The organism is Ligilactobacillus equi DSM 15833 = JCM 10991 (assembly GCF_000615765.1).
Lineage (GTDB): Bacteria > Bacillota > Bacilli > Lactobacillales > Lactobacillaceae > Ligilactobacillus > Ligilactobacillus equi.
The window spans coordinates 1-22,971 of the sequence record NZ_BAMI01000032.1; the positions used below are offsets into that span (position 1 = coordinate 1).

At 35.7% G+C, this 22,971-nt stretch carries 21 protein-coding genes; all 21 read left to right on the top strand.

What is annotated here, in order from left to right:
* The first annotated feature begins 752 nt into the window (after nt 1-752).
* The gene (locus tag JCM10991_RS14535; protein WP_025021036.1) at nt 753-2,030 is read left to right on the top strand and encodes a replication initiator protein A; all 1,278 of its coding nucleotides are present in this window, start codon (nt 753-755) and stop codon (nt 2,028-2,030) included.
* A gap of 3 nt (nt 2,031-2,033) precedes the next feature.
* Entirely contained in the window at nt 2,034-3,344 is a 1,311-nt protein-coding gene (locus tag JCM10991_RS07595) for a hypothetical protein (protein ID WP_025021037.1), read from the top strand.
* Nucleotides 3,345-3,542: 198 nt separating this feature from the next.
* On the top strand, nt 3,543-3,857 hold the full coding sequence (locus JCM10991_RS07600) for a hypothetical protein (RefSeq protein ID WP_025021038.1): 315 nt from the start codon (nt 3,543-3,545) through the stop codon (nt 3,855-3,857).
* Between the two features lie 27 nt (nt 3,858-3,884).
* Nucleotides 3,885-6,140: a hypothetical protein gene (locus JCM10991_RS07605; RefSeq protein WP_025021039.1), complete on the top strand. Its 2,256-nt coding sequence runs from the start codon at nt 3,885-3,887 to the stop codon at nt 6,138-6,140.
* Between the two features lie 228 nt (nt 6,141-6,368).
* Nucleotides 6,369-7,232: a hypothetical protein gene (locus tag JCM10991_RS07610; RefSeq protein ID WP_025021040.1), complete on the top strand. Its 864-nt coding sequence runs from the start codon at nt 6,369-6,371 to the stop codon at nt 7,230-7,232.
* Between the two features lie 15 nt (nt 7,233-7,247).
* The gene (locus JCM10991_RS07615; RefSeq protein ID WP_025021041.1) at nt 7,248-9,371 is read left to right on the top strand and encodes a hypothetical protein; all 2,124 of its coding nucleotides are present in this window, start codon (nt 7,248-7,250) and stop codon (nt 9,369-9,371) included.
* Between the two features lie 1,258 nt (nt 9,372-10,629).
* Nucleotides 10,630-11,400, top strand: coding sequence for an aggregation-promoting factor C-terminal-like domain-containing protein (locus tag JCM10991_RS14885; protein WP_081781969.1), 771 nt, complete (start codon nt 10,630-10,632; stop codon nt 11,398-11,400).
* Nucleotides 11,391-12,053 (top strand): hypothetical protein, encoded by a 663-nt coding sequence (locus JCM10991_RS07630; RefSeq protein WP_025021044.1) that lies wholly within the window; start codon nt 11,391-11,393, stop codon nt 12,051-12,053. Before JCM10991_RS14885 ends, JCM10991_RS07630 begins: the two co-directional genes overlap by 10 nt.
* Entirely contained in the window at nt 12,040-12,666 is a 627-nt protein-coding gene (locus JCM10991_RS07635; protein WP_025021045.1) for a hypothetical protein, read from the top strand. The genes JCM10991_RS07630 and JCM10991_RS07635 overlap by 14 nt, the downstream gene beginning before the upstream one ends.
* A 38-nt stretch (nt 12,667-12,704) precedes the next feature.
* On the top strand, nt 12,705-13,106 hold the full coding sequence (locus JCM10991_RS07640) for a hypothetical protein (RefSeq protein WP_025021046.1): 402 nt from the start codon (nt 12,705-12,707) through the stop codon (nt 13,104-13,106).
* Nucleotides 13,060-13,893, top strand: a complete 834-nt coding sequence (locus JCM10991_RS07645) for a hypothetical protein (RefSeq protein ID WP_025021047.1) — start codon at nt 13,060-13,062, stop codon at nt 13,891-13,893. The genes JCM10991_RS07640 and JCM10991_RS07645 overlap by 47 nt, the downstream gene beginning before the upstream one ends.
* 5 nt (nt 13,894-13,898) lie before the next feature.
* The gene (locus JCM10991_RS07650; protein WP_025021048.1) at nt 13,899-14,480 is read left to right on the top strand and encodes a hypothetical protein; all 582 of its coding nucleotides are present in this window, start codon (nt 13,899-13,901) and stop codon (nt 14,478-14,480) included.
* A gap of 83 nt (nt 14,481-14,563) precedes the next feature.
* Nucleotides 14,564-15,418 (top strand): hypothetical protein, encoded by an 855-nt coding sequence (locus JCM10991_RS07655; RefSeq protein ID WP_025021049.1) that lies wholly within the window; start codon nt 14,564-14,566, stop codon nt 15,416-15,418.
* Between the two features lie 479 nt (nt 15,419-15,897).
* Nucleotides 15,898-18,216: an FtsK/SpoIIIE domain-containing protein gene (locus tag JCM10991_RS07660; RefSeq protein ID WP_162149504.1), complete on the top strand. Its 2,319-nt coding sequence runs from the start codon at nt 15,898-15,900 to the stop codon at nt 18,214-18,216.
* A 156-nt stretch (nt 18,217-18,372) separates the two neighbouring features.
* Nucleotides 18,373-19,128 carry a hypothetical protein gene (locus tag JCM10991_RS07665; RefSeq protein WP_025021051.1) on the top strand — a complete coding sequence of 252 codons (756 nt, stop codon included), beginning with the start codon at nt 18,373-18,375 and terminating at the stop codon, nt 19,126-19,128.
* Between the two features lie 284 nt (nt 19,129-19,412).
* Nucleotides 19,413-19,892, top strand: a complete 480-nt coding sequence (locus JCM10991_RS07670; RefSeq protein WP_056986816.1) for a hypothetical protein — start codon at nt 19,413-19,415, stop codon at nt 19,890-19,892.
* Between the two features lie 310 nt (nt 19,893-20,202).
* Entirely contained in the window at nt 20,203-20,475 is a 273-nt protein-coding gene (locus JCM10991_RS07680; RefSeq protein ID WP_025021054.1) for a hypothetical protein, read from the top strand.
* 68 nt (nt 20,476-20,543) lie between these two features.
* A complete protein-coding gene (locus JCM10991_RS07685; RefSeq protein WP_155889601.1) occupies nt 20,544-21,044 on the top strand; it encodes a hypothetical protein in 501 nt (166 codons plus the stop codon).
* 345 nt (nt 21,045-21,389) lie between these two features.
* Entirely contained in the window at nt 21,390-21,845 is a 456-nt protein-coding gene (locus JCM10991_RS07690) for a hypothetical protein (protein ID WP_025021056.1), read from the top strand.
* Nucleotides 21,832-22,044 (top strand): hypothetical protein, encoded by a 213-nt coding sequence (locus JCM10991_RS07695; protein ID WP_025021057.1) that lies wholly within the window; start codon nt 21,832-21,834, stop codon nt 22,042-22,044. The genes JCM10991_RS07690 and JCM10991_RS07695 overlap by 14 nt, the downstream gene beginning before the upstream one ends.
* Nucleotides 22,045-22,411: 367 nt before the next feature.
* Nucleotides 22,412-22,756 (top strand): hypothetical protein, encoded by a 345-nt coding sequence (locus JCM10991_RS07700; protein ID WP_162149505.1) that lies wholly within the window; start codon nt 22,412-22,414, stop codon nt 22,754-22,756.
* Nucleotides 22,757-22,971: the final 215 nt, after the last annotated feature.

Genomic DNA, 22,971 nt, shown 5'->3' on the forward strand with positions numbered 1-22,971 from the left:
ATTATATTTTCCGATTATATATATATTTAAAAAAGTAATTGTCTTAATTTTACATAAAGTGTATGATTATATTGAAATAACAAAGAAGTTTTTGGGTCAAAAAAAATCTGGCTGAAAACAGCCAGACCAAAATTTCATCAAAAGAAACAACGTTTTACCACCACAGTAAGATACGTTGCATGATTACGATACCACTCGCAATCAAAACTATTGATTCTCACCACAGAATCAATAGAAAATCATCTATTCGCAAGGTCAATAACTTGCACGTAGCACAACTAAATTAGTAACACAACTAAATATTCAATTGCTAGTAATAATCAAATATCCAATTGCCAATAATACAATCATATATTCAACCGCTAGTAACACAGTCAAATATTCAATTGCTAATTTGCTAATAGCAGTTGGTAGAATCGCATGCCTCACGCATGTCTCACATTTTAATTGCTAACTATTTTATAGTCCGCTAGTTGTTCTCGGACTTTTCTTTAAAAGGGATGTTACATCATCCCACTACAACCATCTTACACGCTATGACTTTTTTAGTCAACAAAAGAGATGTTAAAATTCTGTCACATATTGCCCTTGTTGTTAATAGTGATAAATTAACATTTAAAGGCAATGATTTTATTTTTAAATAACAATATTTATTTCTAAATAAGATTTAATGTTTTTTGTTGTTATAAATTAACAACTAATATTATTTCGTGTTTTAAAAAAATAAGAATTAATAGAAAGTAGGGAAAATTATGAAAAAATCAGTTTTAACTAACGCGTATACAGTTCAAGCAACATACGGAGAAAAATTCAAAAAACTTCTAGATGTATTTTTCGTTAGTCCCAAATACAAAGATATGTCTGTTCACGCAAAAGTTGCTTATGGGTTTTTAATGGATCGGCAAAACTACTCTGCCAAAAATGGTTGGGTTGATAAACAAGGACGAATTTACTTCGTGTACACAATCAAACAATTCGAAAATCTGTTGGGATGCAAACGTAACAAGGCAGTTAAAGTAAAACAAGAATTGATGAATCACGGTTTACTTTATCAAGAACGACAAGCTAACCAAGCATCCCGATTATACTTACTCCGCCCAGAGGTAACTGAAAAAGACACCTTTTTCATCGATAATCGAGAAAAATTGGCTTTATTAAGCTTAGAGGAACAAGAAGCTGTTTATCAGTACCACCTTGCTAACGGAGCAAAAGATAGTCAAATTTTCCCAGAACCAACTGCATCAGATTTTTCTGACAGTCAAATTTTCCTAGAAAAAGAAACACCCTTTACAGAAAAAAACAGCATTAATTCTGTCGAAAATACAGAGAAAACATTGTTAAATCAAGGAAGTTTAAAAAACAAACTTCCAAAGAACCCCGGTAAATCAAGGAAGTTTAAAAAACAAACTTCCGAAGAAACCCCGGTAAATCAAGGAAGTTTAAAAAACAAACTCCCAGAAATGCCGGTAAATCAAGGAAGTTTGCAAAACCAACTCTATCTATATCTAGATAATTTAGATACTAATAGATACTATATAGATACTAAGGGAGATTCTGCCAAAACACAAAATCAAAAATCAGTTTCTTCTGTGCCACAATTCACCGAAGAACAAATCAGACTGCAAAATCAAGATTTATTGGAACATGCTACAAGCTTTATGAGTAACCAACAAGGCGGGTTAACCCCACTACGTCCAGAAACTATTAACTTGATTAAATTATGGTCTACATCCATGGAAGAATTAGAAGTTACCGTCAAAACAATCATGAATGCCAAAGCTTATGTTGAAAAAACACTATCATGCGACATTTTCCTTGAAGATCAATCTGTACAAGATGAAGTTGCTAAAACTTTGAGAAGCGTATATAACCGCTTGCGCTCTGGAAAAGTATCTAATTTACAAAATTACCTTTACCGATCAATGCTATCAACCTTCCAAAACTGTTATAATGCAAATGTCCCTGCTCGTCCAAAAGACGCCCAAGGGATTAATGATTTATATCGAAAAATGGCAGGGAAACGAGGTTAATTAATGGCATCATCAAGTAAATATGCAAGTTTAGTAGCAGAGGAGCTATCACTTTTTCAGGATATTATTGCGCTAAAGACAGAACTCCTAAACGCAAAAAGCGACAAGAAAAATAATGACCATGAAGTTAGAATTTGGAGAAACTCTGTCCGTAACTTTTTACGCTTGCAAGAAGGTTCTAGAATAACTGAGGATATAACTGTGATTAATTACGACTTAAGACGAGTAGCTATGCCCGCAGTCACTCTTGAAAAATCTATGATTAAGCAAGCGAGAGAAACTTACAATCGAGGTCTTAGACGAGTAGAAAGTTTAGTGCGACAGGTAACCTCTCTGACTTATGACGATGCAGAAAATATTGACAAAGTTAGCGATGAACTGTCGGTAGCTAAATCTGTAATTTTCAGCAATCTTAGTGCTATGACTAAATTTGTTCGCAAAATAAATCAGAGTCCGATTGACCGAAAAAAAATGTCGCAAACTATGTCGATTTTAAACAGTTATGCTAATGTTCCCTGTAGCAATCTTTATAGCTACAAGGTAACGGGTAAAGGCGAAAAAGCGACTATCACCTTCACTCCTAATCGTGATGTGATTATCAGTTTGCTTAAACGAGCTGATGCAATGGAGTTTTACCCTAAAATCCCATTTAACAACGTTTCATCGTGGGCGGATGATTACGCTAAAGATACTAGCGGTAGGCCTGTAACTGATTATGTAGATGATATCTACAAAGAACTGGTAGAGGCAAAAGAATTATTTGAATCTGATCCTAACTACTGGCGGAAAGATAATCTTAAGTTTGATTTTATCGAATTACCAGAAGTTCCCGATGTAGAGCAATTAATCCCTAGTGCGAATGTAGGTATGCCTGAAAATGTTATTGTTGAGCTTGGAGAATATAGCAGAGGATCATTTCAAAATACGTACTTAAATGTTCCTCGAATCAATGAATTAGCTTATACCTACAACTCACCTTCAATCGAGTTTAAACAGCCTCGTCACTCGAAGGCTAGTGAAGAGTGTAAATCACTCTTACTGCAATTAACAGATATTTTGAATCAATTCGGAACAAGACGCACAAAAAAGGGATATAGCCTTAAAATATGGCAAAGTACGGTACGTTTACTACAAGCGCAAGACAAGGGGTACATCGCTTTGAATAATGCCTTTTCTGAATTTGAAGCGGATGTTGATTATATCAAAACATGGGTTAACTCTTCTTGGTATCAATTTGGAGGAATACCTGAAAATGACAATGCTTTTAACGGCCGTGGTAATGCTAGCAAGTGGCAAGGTAAAAAATGGTATTAATTTTGGAATATTCCCACGAGAATCCACATCGTTAGAAGTCAATAATATCAAGCGTTATCAACGTTAGTTATTATTTTTTTCGCAATTTAATAAAATAAAAAATAACTTTTTTTTCAACAAAATTATTGTCACTACTAGAAAAAAAGGAAAAGTAATTGTAAAATAAAGGTAATTCAATTATAGAAAAGAGGTTGACTTATGGTTAATTTTTTAACTACAGAATTCGTAACTACTACTTTAACAACTTTACCAATGTTAGATGCAACGTCATTAATTAATAACGTTGGTAAGTGGGTGTTAGGATTACTCCTTTTAATTGTCGGTTTTGCCCTTATTGCCCGTGGAGTTGGAGATTTCTGGGAAGGCTTTAAAGGTAAAGGGAAATCCAAAGACTGGGGAGCGATCGTTGTAGGTATCGTTACAGGTGCTGTTGGAGCAATTTTCCTTTACTGGGGTGCAGATCAAATTATTTCAACATTCAAGAACGTTGGGGATTCTGTTCCAACAAAATAACAAATGCTTTAAGAAAGAAGGGGTTTCGTGAGCAAATCAGACTTACAGTATGGCTTGCTTATTTCGAGGCTTGCATCTGAAAGTTATGAGGCGCTTACAAACGCCATTGAGGATGCAGGTGTTGAATTAGTTAAGGTTAGCGATAGCAAAGCCATTGTGATACCAATTATTGAAGAATTAGATAGTGTCTTTCAAGATATTGTTTTCTCGCTTGAAGACGAAGGTAATAGTTTACGTATTAAGTTCGTTGTCTATAACCATCAAGATACTAAGTATTATGGGGATGGTTTGGAAATCAACCGTCAAGCACTTATTGAAATTGGCGGGGATGCTGAGAAGAGTCAAGATGGTTTTACTCTGGAAGATATGGCAGAACTTATTGGTTGGTTCTTAGATAATCAAGAATTAGCAAATGCTGATATTGATGCTGTTTTTGAGAAGAATTATTCTTCTCCTGAAGGTGGAGAGCTATTATCTAGTTCAGTAGGAGTGCCTGAACCACCTGAATCAAGTACAGACGCAACTAGCGAATTAGACGATTTGCTAAGTAATTCTGTTAAAGATAGCGAAAACGAAGTACAGACACCAACTGAGGAAGTAGTTCATAGTCGTAAGGAACAGCGTGAACAAACTAAACCAGAGGTAGTAGACACAAGCATTAAGAATATTCCAGAATTTGATAATACTTTATTAAAACGTGCAACCGAAGCGGTTGAACAAGCAGAAGGGAAGCCTTTTGTACCGGAATATGATCCCTTTATCAAGGGGCACTTGTTAGATGAAATTACAGCATATTCAAATCGAGTTAATGATGAGTGGTACAAGACAATTTTGTCTGTCTACAATCGTTATCTTGAAGTTAAATCGAGAGTAGAGAACGTTGATTTACGAGAAATGCTTGATAAAGCAAAATCTGAATTAGAAGAGTCTTTAGCAGACATTGATATCCGTCAAAAACAAACTAATGCAGAAATTCAAAGTAAATACCAACGAGAGTATGACGAACGTAAACGGGCATATGTTGATTCAATGAAACCCAGTTTGGAAGCAGAATTTGACTCTAAGAACTTAGATGCGCTCAACAAAAATATTGAGATTAATCAAGCTAAGAGCGCCCGTTTAAATGATGAAGAACGTAAGAAACATAAACAAAATTATGAGGACTACGTTGTTGCGTTGAAAAATAAAGCAGTAAATAATGCGTTAGATGATCTTTCAATTGAAGATATTTTAGAAGCGTATGATAAAGAAAACGCAAAAGAAATCAAGAAGTTGGAAGAATTAGCCAAGCAATTTGACTTTGATCAGTCAGAGCAATATAAGGCTCTTGAGGCTGAAAAAGAAAAATCACAAGATGAGGTTAAGCAAGCTAAATTAAAAATTGCTCTTATGCAAGAAAATATGCAAAACTTGCGTGATACTTTTGAAAAAGAAGTACAAGCTGAAACGGCATCAAATGTGGCAAACAAGACACGGAAACTACAAGAAGAAAACACTGAATTATCTTCGCAAAATGCTAAGAAGCAACGTGAACTTGATGCTCAAAATGACTCAATCATTAAGATGAATGAAGCCCATGAGCAAGCCTTGAAGGACAAGGACGAACAAATTAGTGCAATTATGGAAAATCTTAGAGCTAAGGAAAATGAACTCAAAGAGCAAAAGCAAAAGTATCAGGCCTTAGAAGCTAAGAATTTTCAAGAAATGCAACAAAATATGATAATGCAACAACAAGCGCAAGCTCAAACACAGCAGATGCAAGTTCAACAAATGCAACAAGCACAATTACAAGCGCAAACTGAAAGTGAAAAGCCTGTTGAAAACAAACCAGAGTCCGAAAAGAAATCATCTTCTTGGGCTAGCAACTTGCTGAAGGTGACTGCATCCATCGCAATCATTGGTGGACTTGGGATTGGCGGTTATGCTGTATTGCATAACTTAACATCGTCAGAACAACAATCAGAAGTTGTAGCGTCAACATCTCACTCAAATTTAAATAAAGAAAGTAAGTCAAAATCTGACAAACAATCCTCGACTTCTGGTTCATCCTCTACGACTAGCGATGGTTCATCGAGTACCGCCGAAAGTACCACAAGTGTAAAAGAGCCTTCTGATAAAGAGAATACTATTTACAAGGTATCATCAAACGGTACTGCTGTCGGAAATTCGTTCAATAAGACTTTGCCTAATGGTGAAACTTATAGCATTTTACGAACTGGGGAAAATGTCGGTCAATATACAGATGAAAATGGCACAACTAAAACCGTTTTTATCACTGATTAGTGACTAAGTAAAAGGACAGGAGGAAGACGCTCCTGTCCTTTTATTTTTAATACAAATTATTTTTTGTTAATTTGTATTAACCAATATTATTTAGGAATAATAATTGTTTCTTAGGATTAATTTATATCTAAAAATAATATTTTTTATTAACAAATATTATTTAAAAGTATTTATTCCAAAATAATAATGGTTAGTGCAAATTTCATAAATATGAGAGGAAGTTTAGGTATGGAAAAGAATCAAAAAGAGTACGCATATAGTGGTAACAAATTCCCGTTAAGAGCAAAAGGTTCAGATATGTTAAAAAGATTTGGAATTATTTCAGATCATATAGGAGCTTTAGGTGACGTTTTAGTTTCAACATGGGGGACTATTGTCATGTCTTTTGTAGTAGTTCTATTAGGGGTATTTGTAGTTTTTATCATAGGATCAAAGTACACTGAGATTTTGCTACAAAATATCCCTGCTTTAGTTATTTTCATGCTGAGCATTATAGGTATTGCTTTACAAGTGTTCTTTGTTAATCCTAGTCAAGGTATGCAATTCAAAGTAAGTACTCACTTTTTAAGACGGAGATTTGATCGTTTTGGAAGAACTATTGCACCTGAAAAGTTACGCCCATTTAGATTTGCTAAAAATGTTGATACTAAAGATGTTTTAGTACGAGATACTGCAGACGGGATTACCTATCTAGCGTTGTATTCAGTAACAGGGGTTTATTCACCAGTTTCTTTTGATAATGAGCTAGAAAGATATGCTAATTTAGATGCAAATGTTTTGGCTAACTTGGAACGTGATACTACTTTAACAACGGCGGTCGGTATCACTAGAGTTGAAGCAACCAAATTAGAATTACCAGATAACGCAACGCAAGCAATGATTATTGAGCGAAATAGACGTTACCAAAAATCAATTAGAGATTCTAATAATAAAAAAATTGTAACTACGATGGTTTTATCCGCTCCTTCTTTAGAAATTCTTCAAAAGAGAATGAATAGCTTAGAAATTCAGTTTAGAAATGGTTTAGTTGTTGGCTACTACCGTTTATCGGGTGCGGAACTTAAGAAGGCCATTAAGGAAATTTATATGTAAAAGGACGTGAAAAAAGTGTTTAACAAAAGAAGTAAGGTAGAAAAAGATGAGGTAACAAAGGGGATAAATAGTATTTTAAGGGGGATTCTAGGAAAGAAAGACGATGCCAAGTTAACTGATTCCGAAAAAGAAATACAAAGGCAAAAGCGCAATCGTGAAATCACCGCTGAAATTAAGCAGTTAGAAGCTGAGCTTGAAACTGTTACGACAAAAAAAGAACGTAAAAAAATCAAGAAAAGAATGGAAAAATTGAAGCGGAAACTTGATACGGGTTTCAATGGGGAAGCTGGTTTTACCTCACCATTTGGGTATGTTGACGATGACTCTTACTTATTTGTGGGTAGGAACACCGTCATCTCTGTCTTTGATGTAATGTTTGAATACGGTACGAATAATCCTGCTCCCATCGGTTGGTTAAATAATGTTATTCCAAGAGATACAATCAGACACGGAGAATTCATCTTTATTACTCGTCAACATGGGATGGATAAGGATACTGAACAAGATATCATTTCACATCGTATTAACGAAAACTCAGAAGGCTATTCAGAAGAAGAAACAACCAATGCTAGAGAAAAAAATCAAAATAGTCAACGTGTACGTGATTTACAGCTTGCAGGTATATTAGCAGGTAAAGAAGAAACGATTGTAGATGAGGATTTACTTTTAATAGTTAAAGCCTCTAGTCCTGAAAATATCGAGTTAGCTCTTGAAGAATTACGAGACGCATACAAGAATGATGCTTTTAAAGGCGTTATGCTCGTTCGTAAGACCGGTTTGCAATTAGAAACACTGAGAGACTTATTTGATGCTCCTATACGTGATGCAAGGCATACCTCTTCCATGTTATCAGTGAGTGCCACTCGCTTACTCTTACCTAGTTCAGGATTTTCGGACGAAGATGGTGAAAACATTGGACGGGATATAAACTCGATTATTCCTAACCAATATGCTCGCTTGAACCTCGCAAATATTCGAAATGCTGTTATCTTTTCGGGTGATACTTCAGCAAATGTTAAATTCGACAATTTAGGTACTCAGCCAAGCCCCTTAGAATTTGGCGGATCAACCATGGCCACTGTATTAGGTAAAGCACTGTGGTTGGGAGATAAGAAACAAGGGATTTACGGGAAACGAACTCACCATATCTTGCTAAATAACTACTCATATATTTTGCCAGATAGCTTAGTTTTCGATATGAAACATGAATCTATTAACCCCCTTGAAGTTTTTGGGACACCAGAAACCGTTAAAGACGATGCAGAAGCATCTATGGAGAAGACAGTTAACATGATGATGCTCTTAGCCGGTATTGATGAAGATACAGATGAAGGTAAATTCTATCGTTCGGAATTAGATCGCTTATTACTGTACTGGTATATTAACAATGCAAAGGGATCAGGTATCTACACAGACGATCCAGAAAATAATCCACGTTCGGCACAAAAGATTTTAGCTGATGAACACCATGATAAATTTCCAACAATGAAAGCATTTTTACCAGTTTTACTGAATAATGTAGCAAAGCGTAAAGCAGATGGGGAAAAGGCTCATGACAGGGCGGATTACTTATATAGCACAATGGATACTTTATTTAAAAAGAACAAGATGATATTTGATACTACGACTACACTACCTGATGTTTATACTCGTGACCAACGAAATATTTATTACGATTTATCAGGTGTATCTCATGACAAACGGGTTAAAGGGGCAGTTTTACTTAATACTCTGGCTTATGTTGTCAATCGTGCTTTAGAAGGAGAATCCGTTATTATTCACGGATTAGATGCGGTTGACATCAAAGAAAAGATGTTGCTCAAGTACAGAGATATTATGAAACGAAGAGGCGTTGGTAAAGTTGTTGTTTTTGAAGAGTCAGGGAATGATAAGGTAAATCCTGAAACTTTTAAGCGTTTTACAGGTCAATTAAACGCTCAAGATTTGCTGATAATTGGTGGCTTAACGGATCATGATTTTGTGAATGTTCCGTGGTTTAATAATTTACCAACAACTGCTAAAGGACAATTATCACAAAGATATCCCGGAGTATTTTTTGTTTACCGCAACTATGACAGAATTAGTTCTGTTATCAGCACGAATATCGAATTGGATAAAGGGGGGATTAGGACAACATGATTATCAAAGAAAAAAATAAAGTATTACTAGCATCCCGTATATCTTTTTCACTTTTATTGGTTGGAACTACGCTAGCGCAACCTACAACAGCACTTGCCTTAGGTGAATCAAGTACTGCTAGGGAATTATGCGAAACAGATACGGAAGAAGATACAAGCGAAAGCACGGGCGATATAGTAGGAATTGCCGAAAGTTTAGTAGGTAAATTTAAAGATAAGTACCAGTTGGGCGGTTTTGACCGTGCAATTAAAAATTATGGAAAAAATGGGAGCATCCCACAGTCTGCGGATGATGTTGATGACAGTAAGGTTATCGATTGTTCTACGTTCGTATCGTTGGTATTAACTATGGCAGGTGTTAAGGGTGTTGACCCTGCACCGTCATCAGGCGCTATGGCATCCGATGCAAAAGGTGCGCATAAAAATTTCAAAGAAGTTAGCAAGGAAAACGCTAAGGCAGGAGACATTGCTGCTAGTTCTACACACGTCCTTTTTTTGGCAGAAGATTGGCATGGTGAAGATACTGAGGTTATTTCAATGGGAGATAATAAGGGGGTTGTGAAAGGTAAATTTTCAACATATAAAGGCGAAAGCAATGATATTACTTTCGCTGAACCTGTTGGTATAGGAAAGTCAAGTAGTTCCCCATCAAAATCCAGTTCTTCTCTAAAACCCGGTTCGATTGATGAAGCTTGGAGTAATGGTGTTCCGTATTTCAAAATGAAATGGAGTGAACCTAAAGGTTATCAAGCTCGGGCAAAGAAGATTGCTAAAGAAGTTGGTAAGACATTAGGAATTGACCCCGGTATTATTTACGGGCAAATGAACGCTGAATTTGGTGTTGCCGGGAAATCTGAATCTGATTTGGCAGGGATGAAATCCATTGCTGAATATCGAGATTGGACAGCTATTTTAGCAGGAAATCCTGGTGGGGAAAAGTATGGTGGTGTCGTTCAAGAGGACGGTACAAGCGATGGCCACTTTGTTAAATTCAAGGATGACGCACAGTTTGCTAATGCCTATGCTACTATTTTAGGTCACATGCTTGGTGGATCAGTTTCAGAAACAAAGAAGATTGGTAAGGACGTTAGTAAGTATGTAAGTCACCTACAAGCTGGTAATTATTTTGGAGGTGGATCTGCTTCGGCATACCAAGCTAATATCGAGTCTGGTTTAGCTAAGTACTATGGAGCGGAAGATATTTCAAGTTCATTAGGTACGGTAGAAACAGAAGAAGATACATCTAACGATGAAAATGGATGTGCAAAAGAAGACTCAGACAAGCAAGTATCGGTACTTGGGATTGGCCGTTTCCTGATGTTGGTGAAGGAACATTTGCAGGGGGGCAACTATTTGGTGTTCATCCCGGTGGTGAATTTAGACAAAACGGTTTCCACGACGGGCTCGATTTTGGGTCAAGTGATCACCCCGGTAGCGAAGTTCACGCAGTTCACGGTGGCAAAGTTGTAAAAATTGATTATGCCGGTGGACTAGAGTGGTATGTAGTTACCAAGGGTGACGACAATTTAAGCATTGTTTATCAAGAGTTTGCTACACAGAGGAGCAATATTAAAGTAGAGGTTGGCGATACAGTCGATACGGGGGATGTTATCGGTATTCGTGATACTGAACACCTGCACCTAGGTATCACCACTAAGGATTTTGATGAAGCCGTTTCTCACTCTTTCGACGCAAGCGGTGGATGGTTAGATCCGCAACAAACCATTAAAGAAGGTATTGAAAATGGGGGATCAGATAACGGTGGCAAAGGTGGCAAGTCTACTTTGAAATTATCTAAGAAGGAAGAAGAAGCACGCCAATTTATTGTTCAGCATGAATCTGGTGGTAACTATCAAGCCAGAAATCCTTCTAACCCTAACGTTTACGGTGCATATCAATTAACGCTTGATAAATTAGGCGGTGACTTATCTCCTGCTCACCAAGATAAAGTGGCCGACCAATACGCAAAATCACGTTATGGCGGTTGGGTTGAGGCTTTGAATTTCTGGAAAGCTAACAGATGGTGGTAAAGAAAGGAAGGGTTTTAGTGAAAAGAGCAATGATAGTCATTTTAGGGATTTTAAATTTATGTGCTTTAGTTTTTGCAATTACGCAATATCCTAAAGGAATCTCCAATAATCAAAAATTAATCGAAGTGAATAAGGCGAAGATTAAAGCCTACCAAAAACAAGGAAAAGAGTTAAAAGTTTCTGATTATGGAAAAGAATTAGAAAAGCAAGTTGCAGGTATTAACCTTGATACCATTCAAGGTGATTTACGTAAAAAACTGACTGATGGTTTTAATGAAGCCTATAGTACGCAGACAAAGGAAGATTTTAATAAGAATGCTAATAATACGCGTAACCTTTTAGGAGCATCATTAGCAGGTACGGTATTTAACAATACTGCTCCTACTTTTAGTGAAGGCAAAGCCTATCCAAAAGTAGAAAAGGCTAATCAGGTTATTGTTTCTTTCGGAAAGTACGATGTAGATAAAGCTACTTTACCTGTAATGGTGATGGTTGACTACAAATTGCCTGATGGTTTTTCTAAAGAGGGTTTCAATTTAAACCAAAAGGCACTGTACACTTTTGATTATAACGTTAAAAATAAAATTCAGTCCGATATTAGATATCAAAGCTTAGTGGTAGAAGGAGGTACGGGTAGTCATGAACATGAGTAATAAGACGCAAAATATTGTTATTATCTTTTTATCTATAACTTTAATTCTACTGTTGAGCCTAGGCATTTATTTTCGAGTTAAGATGGTAGCGTCTAATAAAGCCGTAAATGAAAGTAACTCTAATGTTGAAGTGGTGTATAAAGAGTACAAGAAAAAACAATCTAAAGTCAAAAAAGAAACTTATAGATACGTAAGTGTTAATGGTAATAAAGAGGCTAGAATTTTAGGAACAAATATTGTAGCTACAGAAACTTTAGCGAATCAAACTAGAAAATTGTTTGGAATTATCTACTACTACAATGGATCAGAAAGTTACCTTGCAAGAAAAAGTAAGGCTAAACCTTTAGCCGATGACAGTATTCTAGTGAATTCAAAGCTTTTTGGTGAAGGTGAAGATAGTGCTAAGTCTCTCGATATGTTAGGAATTCATTCTAAGTTAGTAAATATCAAGTCTTATTTAACTAATGTGGATGGCCCGAATATTAACGGTGTAGTTGAAGTTGAGTACCAATTAACTACACAAGGAAGTAAAAAAATAGGTCGAAAAGCTTACACAGTTACTTATAACCGTGAATCCGCTAAGTTTACAGCAGTTAACCCCATTAATGAATAAAAGTTAGATTGAGTGATTGGCAGAAAGAGGAGATTTTTATGAGATCAAGACCTAGTCTAGTCAATAAAAAGTTATTGGCTAAACAAAAATTGGCTAAGAGAAAGAGAATCTTTTCATCTTTAGAATACGGCTACCTTATTACGTTTTTAATCATGATAGGGAAATACGTTATTTTAGGAGCGCATGACGCAGTAGATTTTGTGATGACTATTTATGGTTTGATTGTGATTATTTTTCTGATTCATATTGAAGCGGAGATAATCATTCCTGCTAAGGAAAAACGATTAACTTATAAGCATATGGCTGTACCTAAGCCTAAAAAAAATCTGATGGAAGAAACCGTAGTTAGTACCGCCAAAGCTATTGGAGATAGAGTAGAGAGGAGTGACTTGGATGGCATTAGCAGTAAAAAAACGTATGGCAAGAATGGCATTTACTAAATTATCATTTAAAGAGCGAAAATATGTGGATATTTGGCTCAAAGAACGACTTAAACCTCAAGAAGGTGTAATTACCACGAACGACATTATAGAAGCTCTAAATGAAGATTTAGGGGTTAATTCAGGGTATCGTGGAATGATTGATTGGTATCTATTTGAACATGGATTTTTAGCTAAGGAAGATGATCAAGATGATAATAACTTGATCTGGGATGGAATCAGTTTAATTCAACAAGCAGAAGACTTAAGTAAACAAGAAAAAACAGAAGAAGTTATTACAACAAATCCGGGAAAAGATGTGGTAAACGCCGATTATATCAATCCTACAGAAACTTTATATCCAACAAAAACGGAACATAAAAAACACTTACCGAGTGAGCCGGGCAAAACTCGAGGATTATTTGCCGAGATGGATAGAAAAGAGCAACAGCAATACCGTAAGGAAATTGAGAGTAGAGATGATAATACTATCGAAATCAGTAGAAAAAAGCGTAAGGCTACGAATGGTCAAGAAAATTGGATTGGACTTGCTTTATGGCTAACTAACCGAGGATTTAAAGAGTCGGAGACTACTGAAACATCTCTTAAAGAACTTATGGATTATCACACTTTTGACAAGCCTAAGCGTGCGATTACCTACGAGTTCTTACGAGATAGACTACTCTATGATGGCTTTAAAGAAAGTTATTCAGAAAGGCCCATCGAAGAACGTTGCTTTAATGTTAGTCAGCCAGAGATTGAGCTGAGAAGAGCATTTAGGGAAAGTAAACGCAAAAAACGGGGGTAATTATTATGAAGTTGAAAGATAGAATGTACATGGCAGGAATAGAAGCTCAAAGCTATCGAAGGTTACTTTTCCCGCTATATATGATTGTTGGGGGACTTGTTGTTTTAGGATTTGGAGTGGGAATTTTATTTGGGCATGATGAAGCCTCAATTTTTGACAATACCAGTAATCCAGTTGAAGCATTTTCTAAATATGACAAGTTAAATACTAACTTTGCAGATGCTAAAAAACAACTAGCTAATGCAATGAAAAACCATCAACAAGTTACTTTTGTCTTTGAAAAAACTGGCTGTAAAGATTGCAAAAAGTGGGAAGGTAAAATTACACACGAGTTTTACAAATACAAAAGCATGAAGAATAATCATACCCGTTACATTATGGTTGATGTAAGTAAAATGAGTAAAAGCGATTTACGATGGTTAACAGCTAATTTCCCTATGACAATTGTTTACCCGCATCTGTACACTCCTACAGTAGTTAACCTAGATGCAGTTAACGGGAATTGGGAGTACAGAGAGGCTTTTATTGAACATGGATCTTACAAGGAATTACAGGAAGTCTTTAGTCAAGGGGCAGACCTGCAATAACAGATTTAGTACACAATATTTTCTTAGTAATTAAGAAAATGTGTAGGGTGGGATGGTGGCAATTATGAGGAGGTAGTAACAGAATGACAAGTATTATTGGTCAGGGTGTGGTCGGTTATGTGGCAACATTTTTTATTATAATGTTGCTAGTTACAATCGAAAATATGCTTTTTTTTAATGTAGTAAGTGGACGGTTAGGTTATAAGCGGTACATTACTTTTGGACTCACAAGTTTGTTAAGTATTATTTTTTGTTTGGTACTGGCTTTTGGAGTTCAATATTTGCTATATCAAAGTGTAGTATCTAAAGTTATTGTCACTTTAGATATGATTATCTGGCAATTTATGTTACTAATCCGCATTCAATGGCTTTTAGCATGGTTTATGATACCGATTGCTCTAGCCTTCGTATTTTATGGAGTACTAAGCCTTAAATCATATATTGAGGAATACCGTGCATGGTACAAATGGAATTTAGAACAAGAAGCTAAAGAAAATGGTGGAGAAATTCCTAAGGACAAGAATAAAGGTAAAAAGAAAAGTTTTAACTTTAATATCAACCTTAAAGTATTTAAAAAGCATCCCACTCCAGAATTAGAATATACCTTATCTGTAGACGAAGATATTTTATCTGAAATACCATATAAAATGCCTATTAAGCTATTAAAAATAAGTAAGCTATCCAAAAACGGAGAGCTACAAATTGGTAAAACAGACAATGGCGGGTATGTAATGATTGTCAATAATCCTGAACATGAGGCTAAGCTACGAGAAATGACCGCTCATATTCATGATGAAGAGGAAACACCTAAGATGCCTTACATTGTTTTCTTTGATGAAGAAAACTTTAAAGCTCAAACTCTCAAAGAGTACGGTAAAGAAGTTGTTACAAGAGAAAGAGAATCAAAGGCAAAAAAGAAAGCAGGTGAGTTAGCTTGAATCAGGCATTTATTGATTTTGTTTTAAATTGGGTTGCTCCTTTTAGTATCGTTTTTGGGTCATATTTTGGAGTCTTGCAAGTAATCAAAGTCGTTTATAAGCGGACGGACTTAGATGCTATTTATCGTACAGGTATAAAAATAGGTATTCTAGTTGCAATCGTTGTTATAATTTACGTCACATTACGGAGCATGGGATTTTTTGATGCTATAAGGAATATCTGGTACACAATAGCTTCTAAAACAACCTTAGATGAAACTTTGAGAAGCTTCCTTAGTACTAAATTTGGGCAAACAATTCTTATAGTCAAGAATTTCTTTGTAAAGTGGTTTCCCATCTACTTTAGAGCTATATGTATTATTTATCCTATTGCTACAGTTATCGCCTTTTGGTCGTTATATCAAAGAATTGCTTTCGTTAGAGGGGCGAACATTATTGTATCATACGCTTTGCTACATCCTCTTTTAACTATGAAATATATGTTAGGGTACGCCACTCCTGCTTTTGACTACATTACAAGTCGATTATTTGTAGCTAAAATTAAAGAAAATATCAATGACTCTTACTTTGATGCCCTTCAAGAACGGGATGAAAAAGGAAAGAAATTTGAAGATGGAATGGGTGGTACATCCGCTACTCAGACCAAAAAACAAGTAGCATTGGCAATGCGTAATACCCGTTCTAAAGTTGAAACTGTAGGGGGGAATCGTAACAATCGCCATGCTAAAATCGTTGTATTACGCTCAAGAGAAACCGAAACAGATAATTCTATTCAAAATATGCTTAAGAATTTTGGTAGTCGGGTTGATGAGCCGTTCATTCAATTTCAAGATACTCCAGTTTTCAACATCAAAGATAACGGTTTTGTTTTCGATAGTGACGTAAACTATCATGCAGGTGCTTATCTAGGATCGTGGGAAGATATTTTTATTAATCCATTTGATCCGAAAAATAAAAAAACTAACGGTGGGCGTGGGATGCTAACAACATTCTTTTTAGCATACGCAAATACACTCAGATATCTCATTCACTTAACACCTTATTCTATGTATGACCGCATCAGAACAAATGCTAAGTATAAATACAAACGTGACACTTCTGTTGAGAAAGCTAAATTTATAGCTAGGAATAACCTTGACCTTTCTTCTGTTTTGCCTGCTCCGGTTGATGAAAAAACTGGTCACACTATTGAAGAAGCTACCAAAGAAGCTATCGAAATTGCTAACTCACGAATTAATGATGTTCAAAATGCTCTTAACTCCAATAAAATTCACGCTACGTTTGATAGTGTGGCCGTAGGTGGATCACAAGCGATTTACAAATTTACTTTACCTCGTGACCCTGATTTACCTAATGATTGGAAAGATGTACAAAAGAAAATGGCAGGATTCCTTAAAGTTGCAGGTGAGCCAATTATTAGTTCTTCGGCAGGTATGCTAACAGTTTCAATTGCTAATCAGCGTGTCGGGGCAACTGAACCGATTAACATCCCTGTTGATTTCGCTGAAATGGTTAAAAAACGTGATAAAGGGATGAAAACTCTTATTTCGGGTATTGCAGGGGTTGACGCTCTCGGAGAGGTCATATATGTTGAATTAGGAGACGCTAATCCCCATATGGCCATATTTGGTCAGTCGGGATCTGGTAAGACAGTTACAATCATGAATATCCTTTTCTCTATGATGAATTCTGTTACTCCTGAAGATGTAAAAGTACTTTTTGCCGATGGTAAAGGTAATTCTTTTGAATTTATGCGCTCAGATGGGGATGCAGAACACCCTAATCCATTTGTTATGGCACAACCTGCTGACGGTTCAGAAGATATTGAGTACACACGAGCTTTAGTGCGTTATGTTGAAATGCTAGTTCGTAAACGTATTGCCTTATTGAAGGAACGTAAGGTATCTAAGCTTGCTGAATTTAACAAAAAGTTCCCTGATGAAAAAATGGAAGAAATCTTGTTTGTCTTCGACGAGTTCTCAGCAGTTACTGATAGGGATAACGAATTGAAAGGTGACGACTACACCAAGTATAATGTTACAGACCGAATAGAATACATTACTAAAATGGCAAGAAGTACAGGTGTTCGCTTAATGTTAGCTAACCAAACCGCCAGAAAAGAAAAATTACCCGGGAAAATTATGGCAAACGTTACTGGTCGTATTTCTCTTAGCGTGTCAGAACGGATTGAAGCAGAGATTGCCTTACCTGATTCAAATATTCCAGCTGACTTGATTGCACAACCCGGTGAATTCTACTCAATCATGCACGGTGTAAACAACCCTGAACACGGAAATAGTCCATTCTTGACAGACGATCAAATGTATGACCTTAACGATGCTTTAACTAAGTTATTCGGCGTTCACAAGTACGTTGCCACAAGAGAAGAAATTATCGCTATGGCTGAAGAAGATATAAACGATATAGGTGTTGACTCTGGAACATACGAAAGTCCTACTGAAGAAGAAATGCCGGCCTCCGATATTTCTATGGACGATCTTGTAGCTTTATGTCGCAAGTATCCTGAGTGGGCAATCGAAAACGAAGAAAACGAGAAGATTACTGGCCTTGATGTCTTCAATAAAGGTGTGCCTGCCATGACAATTAAAAACAAGAAAATCTTCAAGATTACTCTTAATAGCCTCAAGGGTAAAGTTGCTCAAGATGAAGAAAAGCAGGAAGCAGAAGCATCTAAAAAACAACGCCATTCAGGTAATGCTTTATCAACTGTGAATGGCACGGATGGTGATTTTGCTACTTTACCTGAAGAAAAAGTAAAAGAAAAAATGCTAGTCTAAAAAGTAAAAGAATCTCCCTATTTTTAGGGGGATTTTTGAGTTGTCATAAGTTGTAAGTCTTGGTTAATAAGCTATAATTGGTGAAAACAACGAAAAGAAGGTGATATTATCGCTAAGTCAGTCAGTAAGGAATGGGCTAAAAATAACTTTCTAGAGATGGTTAAACGAATAAACGGTGAGCCAACGCTTATAAAAGAGCATATTCAACTCCCATTAACCTATAAAGAAAATATGCTACTACTGCTTGAACATGAGAAACATGGGACGGTTGTTTGGCAGCATACAGATAGAGTTCATGTTGTAGGGATGTATATTGAGAGAGGGAAAGGATTCAGATACAGTCGAAGTGGGATTGACTTATATAATAGACTAGAAGGAAAACATATTGATATGCGAAATATGGCTTCAGTAGAAGAAGCTTTTGAAAAAGCGTGGAAAAAGTCTAACCCCAGTCCCAATGCACAACTTGCAGGTATGTTTCCTAGAGTAACTACAAGTGTTACAAATAATGAACGAAAAAAATTAGAAAGTTATATTGTCGCAGATGGAGAACTAGGGGAAAATGAGTTAAGTAACCTCCCTAGTACAAGAAGCGGAAATCGGCAGGACAGAACCCACCTTATTCCTTTGAGTGTTACTGGGGTTGAAAATCATCGAGCTCTCCTAATAATGTTTGATAGCTACCTTAATCAGCATAATTTAAAAGATTTTGAAGAACGTAATATTGACCGTACAAAGACGGAGGATATTATCTGGTGGGTGGTGATTACAAGAGACGAAGTTGGCCACCTTGACTGGTACTACAACATTTTGGATAGGAATGGAAACCTTATAGAGCATCTACATGTCAAGGATGATCGGTGGTACTATAAGTGGTACTATGATAGCTCGTATCAAGAGTTAGGATGGTAAACAAAAAAACCACGATAAACGTGGTTTCTAGATCTATTGGTTCACAAAAGAATGTATCTGAAAAGTTATTTTATGGATAAGTCCATTATAGTATTTTTTCTAGTTTTTTTCTACAATAAAAAGTAAAACATTTAAAATGAATATATTGTTACTACAATTTAATAAAATAAATTAAAAGTAATTATTTTTGTCAGTTTTAACCAAAAAAGAGGTCAAAATACTATAATAACAGTAACAAAAGAATATTGAGCATTGTTAATAAAGTTAGAAAGGCGGAAATTTTAATGGGGATTAAAGAAAAAAGTATGATAACCAATAACTGGTTGCAAGCAAGAGGAAATATTAAGGAAAATATATTATTAGAACGTTTGGCCAAAAATGTACGAGGTATTAAACAAAGTGTGGATGAAAGAAAAGTGGAACAATTAAAAAAATATACTAGCCAATTTAAAATTAATTTAATTGTAATTTCTCTGACTAGAGATTTGATTTTTTCAAACGAGGATTATTCATCCCTAAAAAATAAGACGATACAATCTTCTTTAAAAACCAACGCAACACAAGCTACAAACATGTTTTTAGCCATGATTTCTTCCCTTAGCAATGCTCTTGCAAAAAATTATCTTGATCTAGGTCATTATATTGAAGATACGATGGTTGCAGTCATGATAGTTGAAGTTACTATGGGAATTGACCCTGATGAAACATTGATAAAAGGTTTTGCTCCAATTGAGAAGGAAATGAGAGGTGGTTCTGGTGCATAGAAGACGAACGAAAAAAGCACATAGATTTATGTTTTGTATTGAAACGACAGAAGTAAAACGATATTTAAGGTCGTCTGAAGAGTATTGGCGTTATTTAACACATAAATATAAAGTTGAGAAGGACATATTATCATTCTCAACAAAAAAAGGTGACAAAGTAATCATTCCGTTAACTAATATTAAAAGTATCAAAAAAATTTAGTGTCCCAATGGAAGAAAATTGTTCGAGGTGTCATCTCTGTTGAAACTTGCCACTATGTTTCCAAAATGTAATAATAAAATTATAATCTAATAAAACGAGGAAAAAGAAATGCAGAAGAATGCTGTTATGGTTGCGCCTAGTGCGTGGTTAGTAGTAAAGAAAACCAAAATCAAAGATAGTTGGTTGACAGAATATGAGTTTACCAGTCATTGGAGTGATTATCCTGAGACAAGAACTATGAGGGATGATAGCAACCCTGAAAAGCGTCAAACAATTTTCACTAAAAAAGAACTTGACTTACTAATGAGAGACCCTGAGATTAATATTAACTGGCATTGTGCAATTGTTGATGTAAGTGATGAACTAGAATATTTCAAATAATATCATAGATAATAAGACAGATAAATTTGATACAGTATCTTTTAAGAAAATGAGATAAGCAAATTAAAATGGCAAATTACAATAATAGAAAGGAAAAATTTACAATGGCAAATTATGGAAGTTTGTGGCTTGATGATATTACTTTTTATGATGATGTTTTAACAGACGATCTTATGATTTTTTACAATATTTTTCCTTCAATTAATGACGATGTGTACACATTGATGGATGAGGAACAACAAAAACAGTACGAACAGGAAAATAATATTAGTCTACGTGACTGGCAAATATTAAGGACACATCTTGAAGAAGTATATAGTTGCATTGATTCAGATGTACTACAGCCTACGGCTAGTGATTTAAAACGATTTAATCAACTGAATCATGACTATAAATTATATCTAAGGAATTTTGAAAACGATGTAGAAACTGATGATATTATCAGATTACAAAATGCCGAAAAAATATTTGAGGTACTTAAAGTTTGTGACATTGCAATTAATCACATCGAATGTGCTAATTATGCGGGTGAATCTTATGAATGCCTTTTAAAAATGGAATGGAACTAAAAATTAAAGTGCTTAATTGACTATTAGCGGAGTTTACTTTTTCACCAACAGCTACCGCATCATTAATAGCTTTAGTTTGGCCCTGATAGTCATGGCTTACCTCTATGACGTTCTTAAACATAAGATTATATTTTCAACCACCAATATCAAACAATGTGGGTATCGTAACAAACATAAAAGGTTAGGGCAATCAAGTCCTAGCTTTTTTAGGTTATAAATCTGAAGTGAGAACAGATATAGAAAATCGTAAAGTGGTATTACAGATTAGTATCTGTCAGAACTTGCAGAAATCAGCTTAGATGTGATAATTAAATACATAAAAACGAGAGGTATTGAGGTATCATTATGGAACAAGAAAAATTAATTATTAAAAAGGCGATTGATAACATTAATCGTGATGTTGATTTAAACAACTTTAATGCTGATGAAGGAAAAGAATTATTAACTAGATTACTTAGCATTCCTGAAGTTGTTGTTGTAGAAAATGCGAGTGAAGATAGAATTAAGCTAACTGAACAATATATTTGCCTTATTGCTACGTTTACTTGTAGCGATGGTGGCTCAAAATCTGATTACTATGCTTCTGCTTTATCAAAAGCTTTTGAAGGATACGGGCTAGAATTACCATCTCATGCAAGTGGTGAGTACGGAAAATTTGTCGAATACGTTGTAGCAAGTATTACCGCCAATGCTTTACGTGCGTCCCAAGAATTGGCATTACACCAAAAATTAGTTAATGCTCTAATGGTGACAAGAGAAAATAAGGGAAAAGAAGTGATTAAAGCATATGAACATTATTAATCAAACAGGTCATATGTTGACAGTAATAGATGAAAATGGCGACATATGGGGAGATTTCACCTCAGCCAAGCGGGTAATTGTACTTGATTTGGAAGGGAAATTAGAGAGCTATGATGGCAGAATATTGTGTATCAATAGAGATACAACGACACCTGATAAGAGAATAACGGTAACGAAAGATGGTGTATTTAAGGAGTAAGTTAGGGTATAAAAATGATGTATGACAAGCGCCGTTTTTGGCGCTTGTTTTTTTGCGAAAAAGAGGAGTAAGTAGGTAATAAATCCGAAGGAAGAAAAGTGGCCACGGAGGATTAGGCGGTAATAAGGGGGATGATAGAAGTTGGCCACGTTAGAAAGTTCGTAAAAGATGAAAGAACTGCGAATATCCATTCCATAGCGAACAAAACCAAGCAAAAATCACAATCCGTCAGAGCTTGCCAATAAGGCTAACGATGCCATAATAAGGACATAGGATTAAGTGAGATGTAAACATCCCGAGTTAATCCGTAGTTAGATAGAAAAGCGCAAAGAAAGACGAGGTAAGAAAGATGTTTAGTTTAAAAGTAATGATAGGAATTAATGTATTGGCAGTAGTATTTGGTGCCTTGTCCGCAAGAACATTGAAAGAGTCGAATGTAGGATTAATCCTGATGACGATGTTAGATATGTTTCTATTTGGGATGAGTGTTCCAAGTATGATGACGGGAACAGCAGGAGATGTGCTGTACATCGTAAGTCCCGTATTTACGGGTTTGGCGTCAATGTTGATAAGTTTAGTGATGTACGCAATGGGTATCAACGACTACAAGGTAAAGCGTAATATCAAGAGCCACAAAGCAAGCCGACCAAAGATGGAGAAAACGATTGTGAGTACAAAGCAAACTCCAGAAAAGAGGTACAAGCGGGCCTAAATATGTTAGAATAAAACAATGACGATAAAGTCATTGCTCAAAGAAAAGTCCAAGCGAAAAGCGAGGGCTTTTTTTGTGCATTCCGAAAGTGGTTGGCAGTAATGAATGAGTAAGGTAGCATGACATGGAATCAAAAAAATGAGCAGAATAGCAAGCGGTAAAAGCGGTAATAAAAATCAGGTGAGAAAAGCATTCAAGGGGATGCTATAAGAAGT

Excerpts from the sequence above, each read along its gene's own strand:
- JCM10991_RS07695 (WP_025021057.1), top strand. The coding sequence starts at position 21,832 with ATGAACATTATTAATCAAACAGGTCATATGTTGACAGTAATAGATGAA.
- JCM10991_RS07600 (WP_025021038.1), top strand. The coding sequence starts at position 3,543 with ATGGTTAATTTTTTAACTACAGAATTCGTAACTACTACTTTAACAACT.
- JCM10991_RS07700 (WP_162149505.1), top strand. The coding sequence starts at position 22,412 with ATGATAGGAATTAATGTATTGGCAGTAGTATTTGGTGCCTTGTCCGCA.
- JCM10991_RS07650 (WP_025021048.1), top strand. The coding sequence starts at position 13,899 with ATGAAGTTGAAAGATAGAATGTACATGGCAGGAATAGAAGCTCAAAGC.
- JCM10991_RS07670 (WP_056986816.1), top strand. The coding sequence starts at position 19,413 with ATGGGGATTAAAGAAAAAAGTATGATAACCAATAACTGGTTGCAAGCA.
- JCM10991_RS07630 (WP_025021044.1), top strand. The coding sequence starts at position 11,391 with ATGGTGGTAAAGAAAGGAAGGGTTTTAGTGAAAAGAGCAATGATAGTC.
- JCM10991_RS07680 (WP_025021054.1), top strand. The coding sequence starts at position 20,203 with ATGCAGAAGAATGCTGTTATGGTTGCGCCTAGTGCGTGGTTAGTAGTA.
- JCM10991_RS07645 (WP_025021047.1), top strand. The coding sequence starts at position 13,060 with ATGGCATTAGCAGTAAAAAAACGTATGGCAAGAATGGCATTTACTAAA.
- JCM10991_RS07690 (WP_025021056.1), top strand. The coding sequence starts at position 21,390 with ATGGAACAAGAAAAATTAATTATTAAAAAGGCGATTGATAACATTAAT.
- JCM10991_RS07635 (WP_025021045.1), top strand. The coding sequence starts at position 12,040 with ATGAACATGAGTAATAAGACGCAAAATATTGTTATTATCTTTTTATCT.
- JCM10991_RS07640 (WP_025021046.1), top strand. The coding sequence starts at position 12,705 with ATGAGATCAAGACCTAGTCTAGTCAATAAAAAGTTATTGGCTAAACAA.
- JCM10991_RS14885 (WP_081781969.1), top strand. The coding sequence starts at position 10,630 with ATGTGCAAAAGAAGACTCAGACAAGCAAGTATCGGTACTTGGGATTGG.
- JCM10991_RS14535 (WP_025021036.1), top strand. The coding sequence starts at position 753 with ATGAAAAAATCAGTTTTAACTAACGCGTATACAGTTCAAGCAACATAC.
- JCM10991_RS07665 (WP_025021051.1), top strand. The coding sequence starts at position 18,373 with ATGGTTAAACGAATAAACGGTGAGCCAACGCTTATAAAAGAGCATATT.
- JCM10991_RS07685 (WP_155889601.1), top strand. The coding sequence starts at position 20,544 with ATGGCAAATTACAATAATAGAAAGGAAAAATTTACAATGGCAAATTAT.
- JCM10991_RS07610 (WP_025021040.1), top strand. The coding sequence starts at position 6,369 with ATGGAAAAGAATCAAAAAGAGTACGCATATAGTGGTAACAAATTCCCG.
- JCM10991_RS07595 (WP_025021037.1), top strand. The coding sequence starts at position 2,034 with ATGGCATCATCAAGTAAATATGCAAGTTTAGTAGCAGAGGAGCTATCA.
- JCM10991_RS07655 (WP_025021049.1), top strand. The coding sequence starts at position 14,564 with ATGACAAGTATTATTGGTCAGGGTGTGGTCGGTTATGTGGCAACATTT.
- JCM10991_RS07660 (WP_162149504.1), top strand. The coding sequence starts at position 15,898 with ATGTTAGGGTACGCCACTCCTGCTTTTGACTACATTACAAGTCGATTA.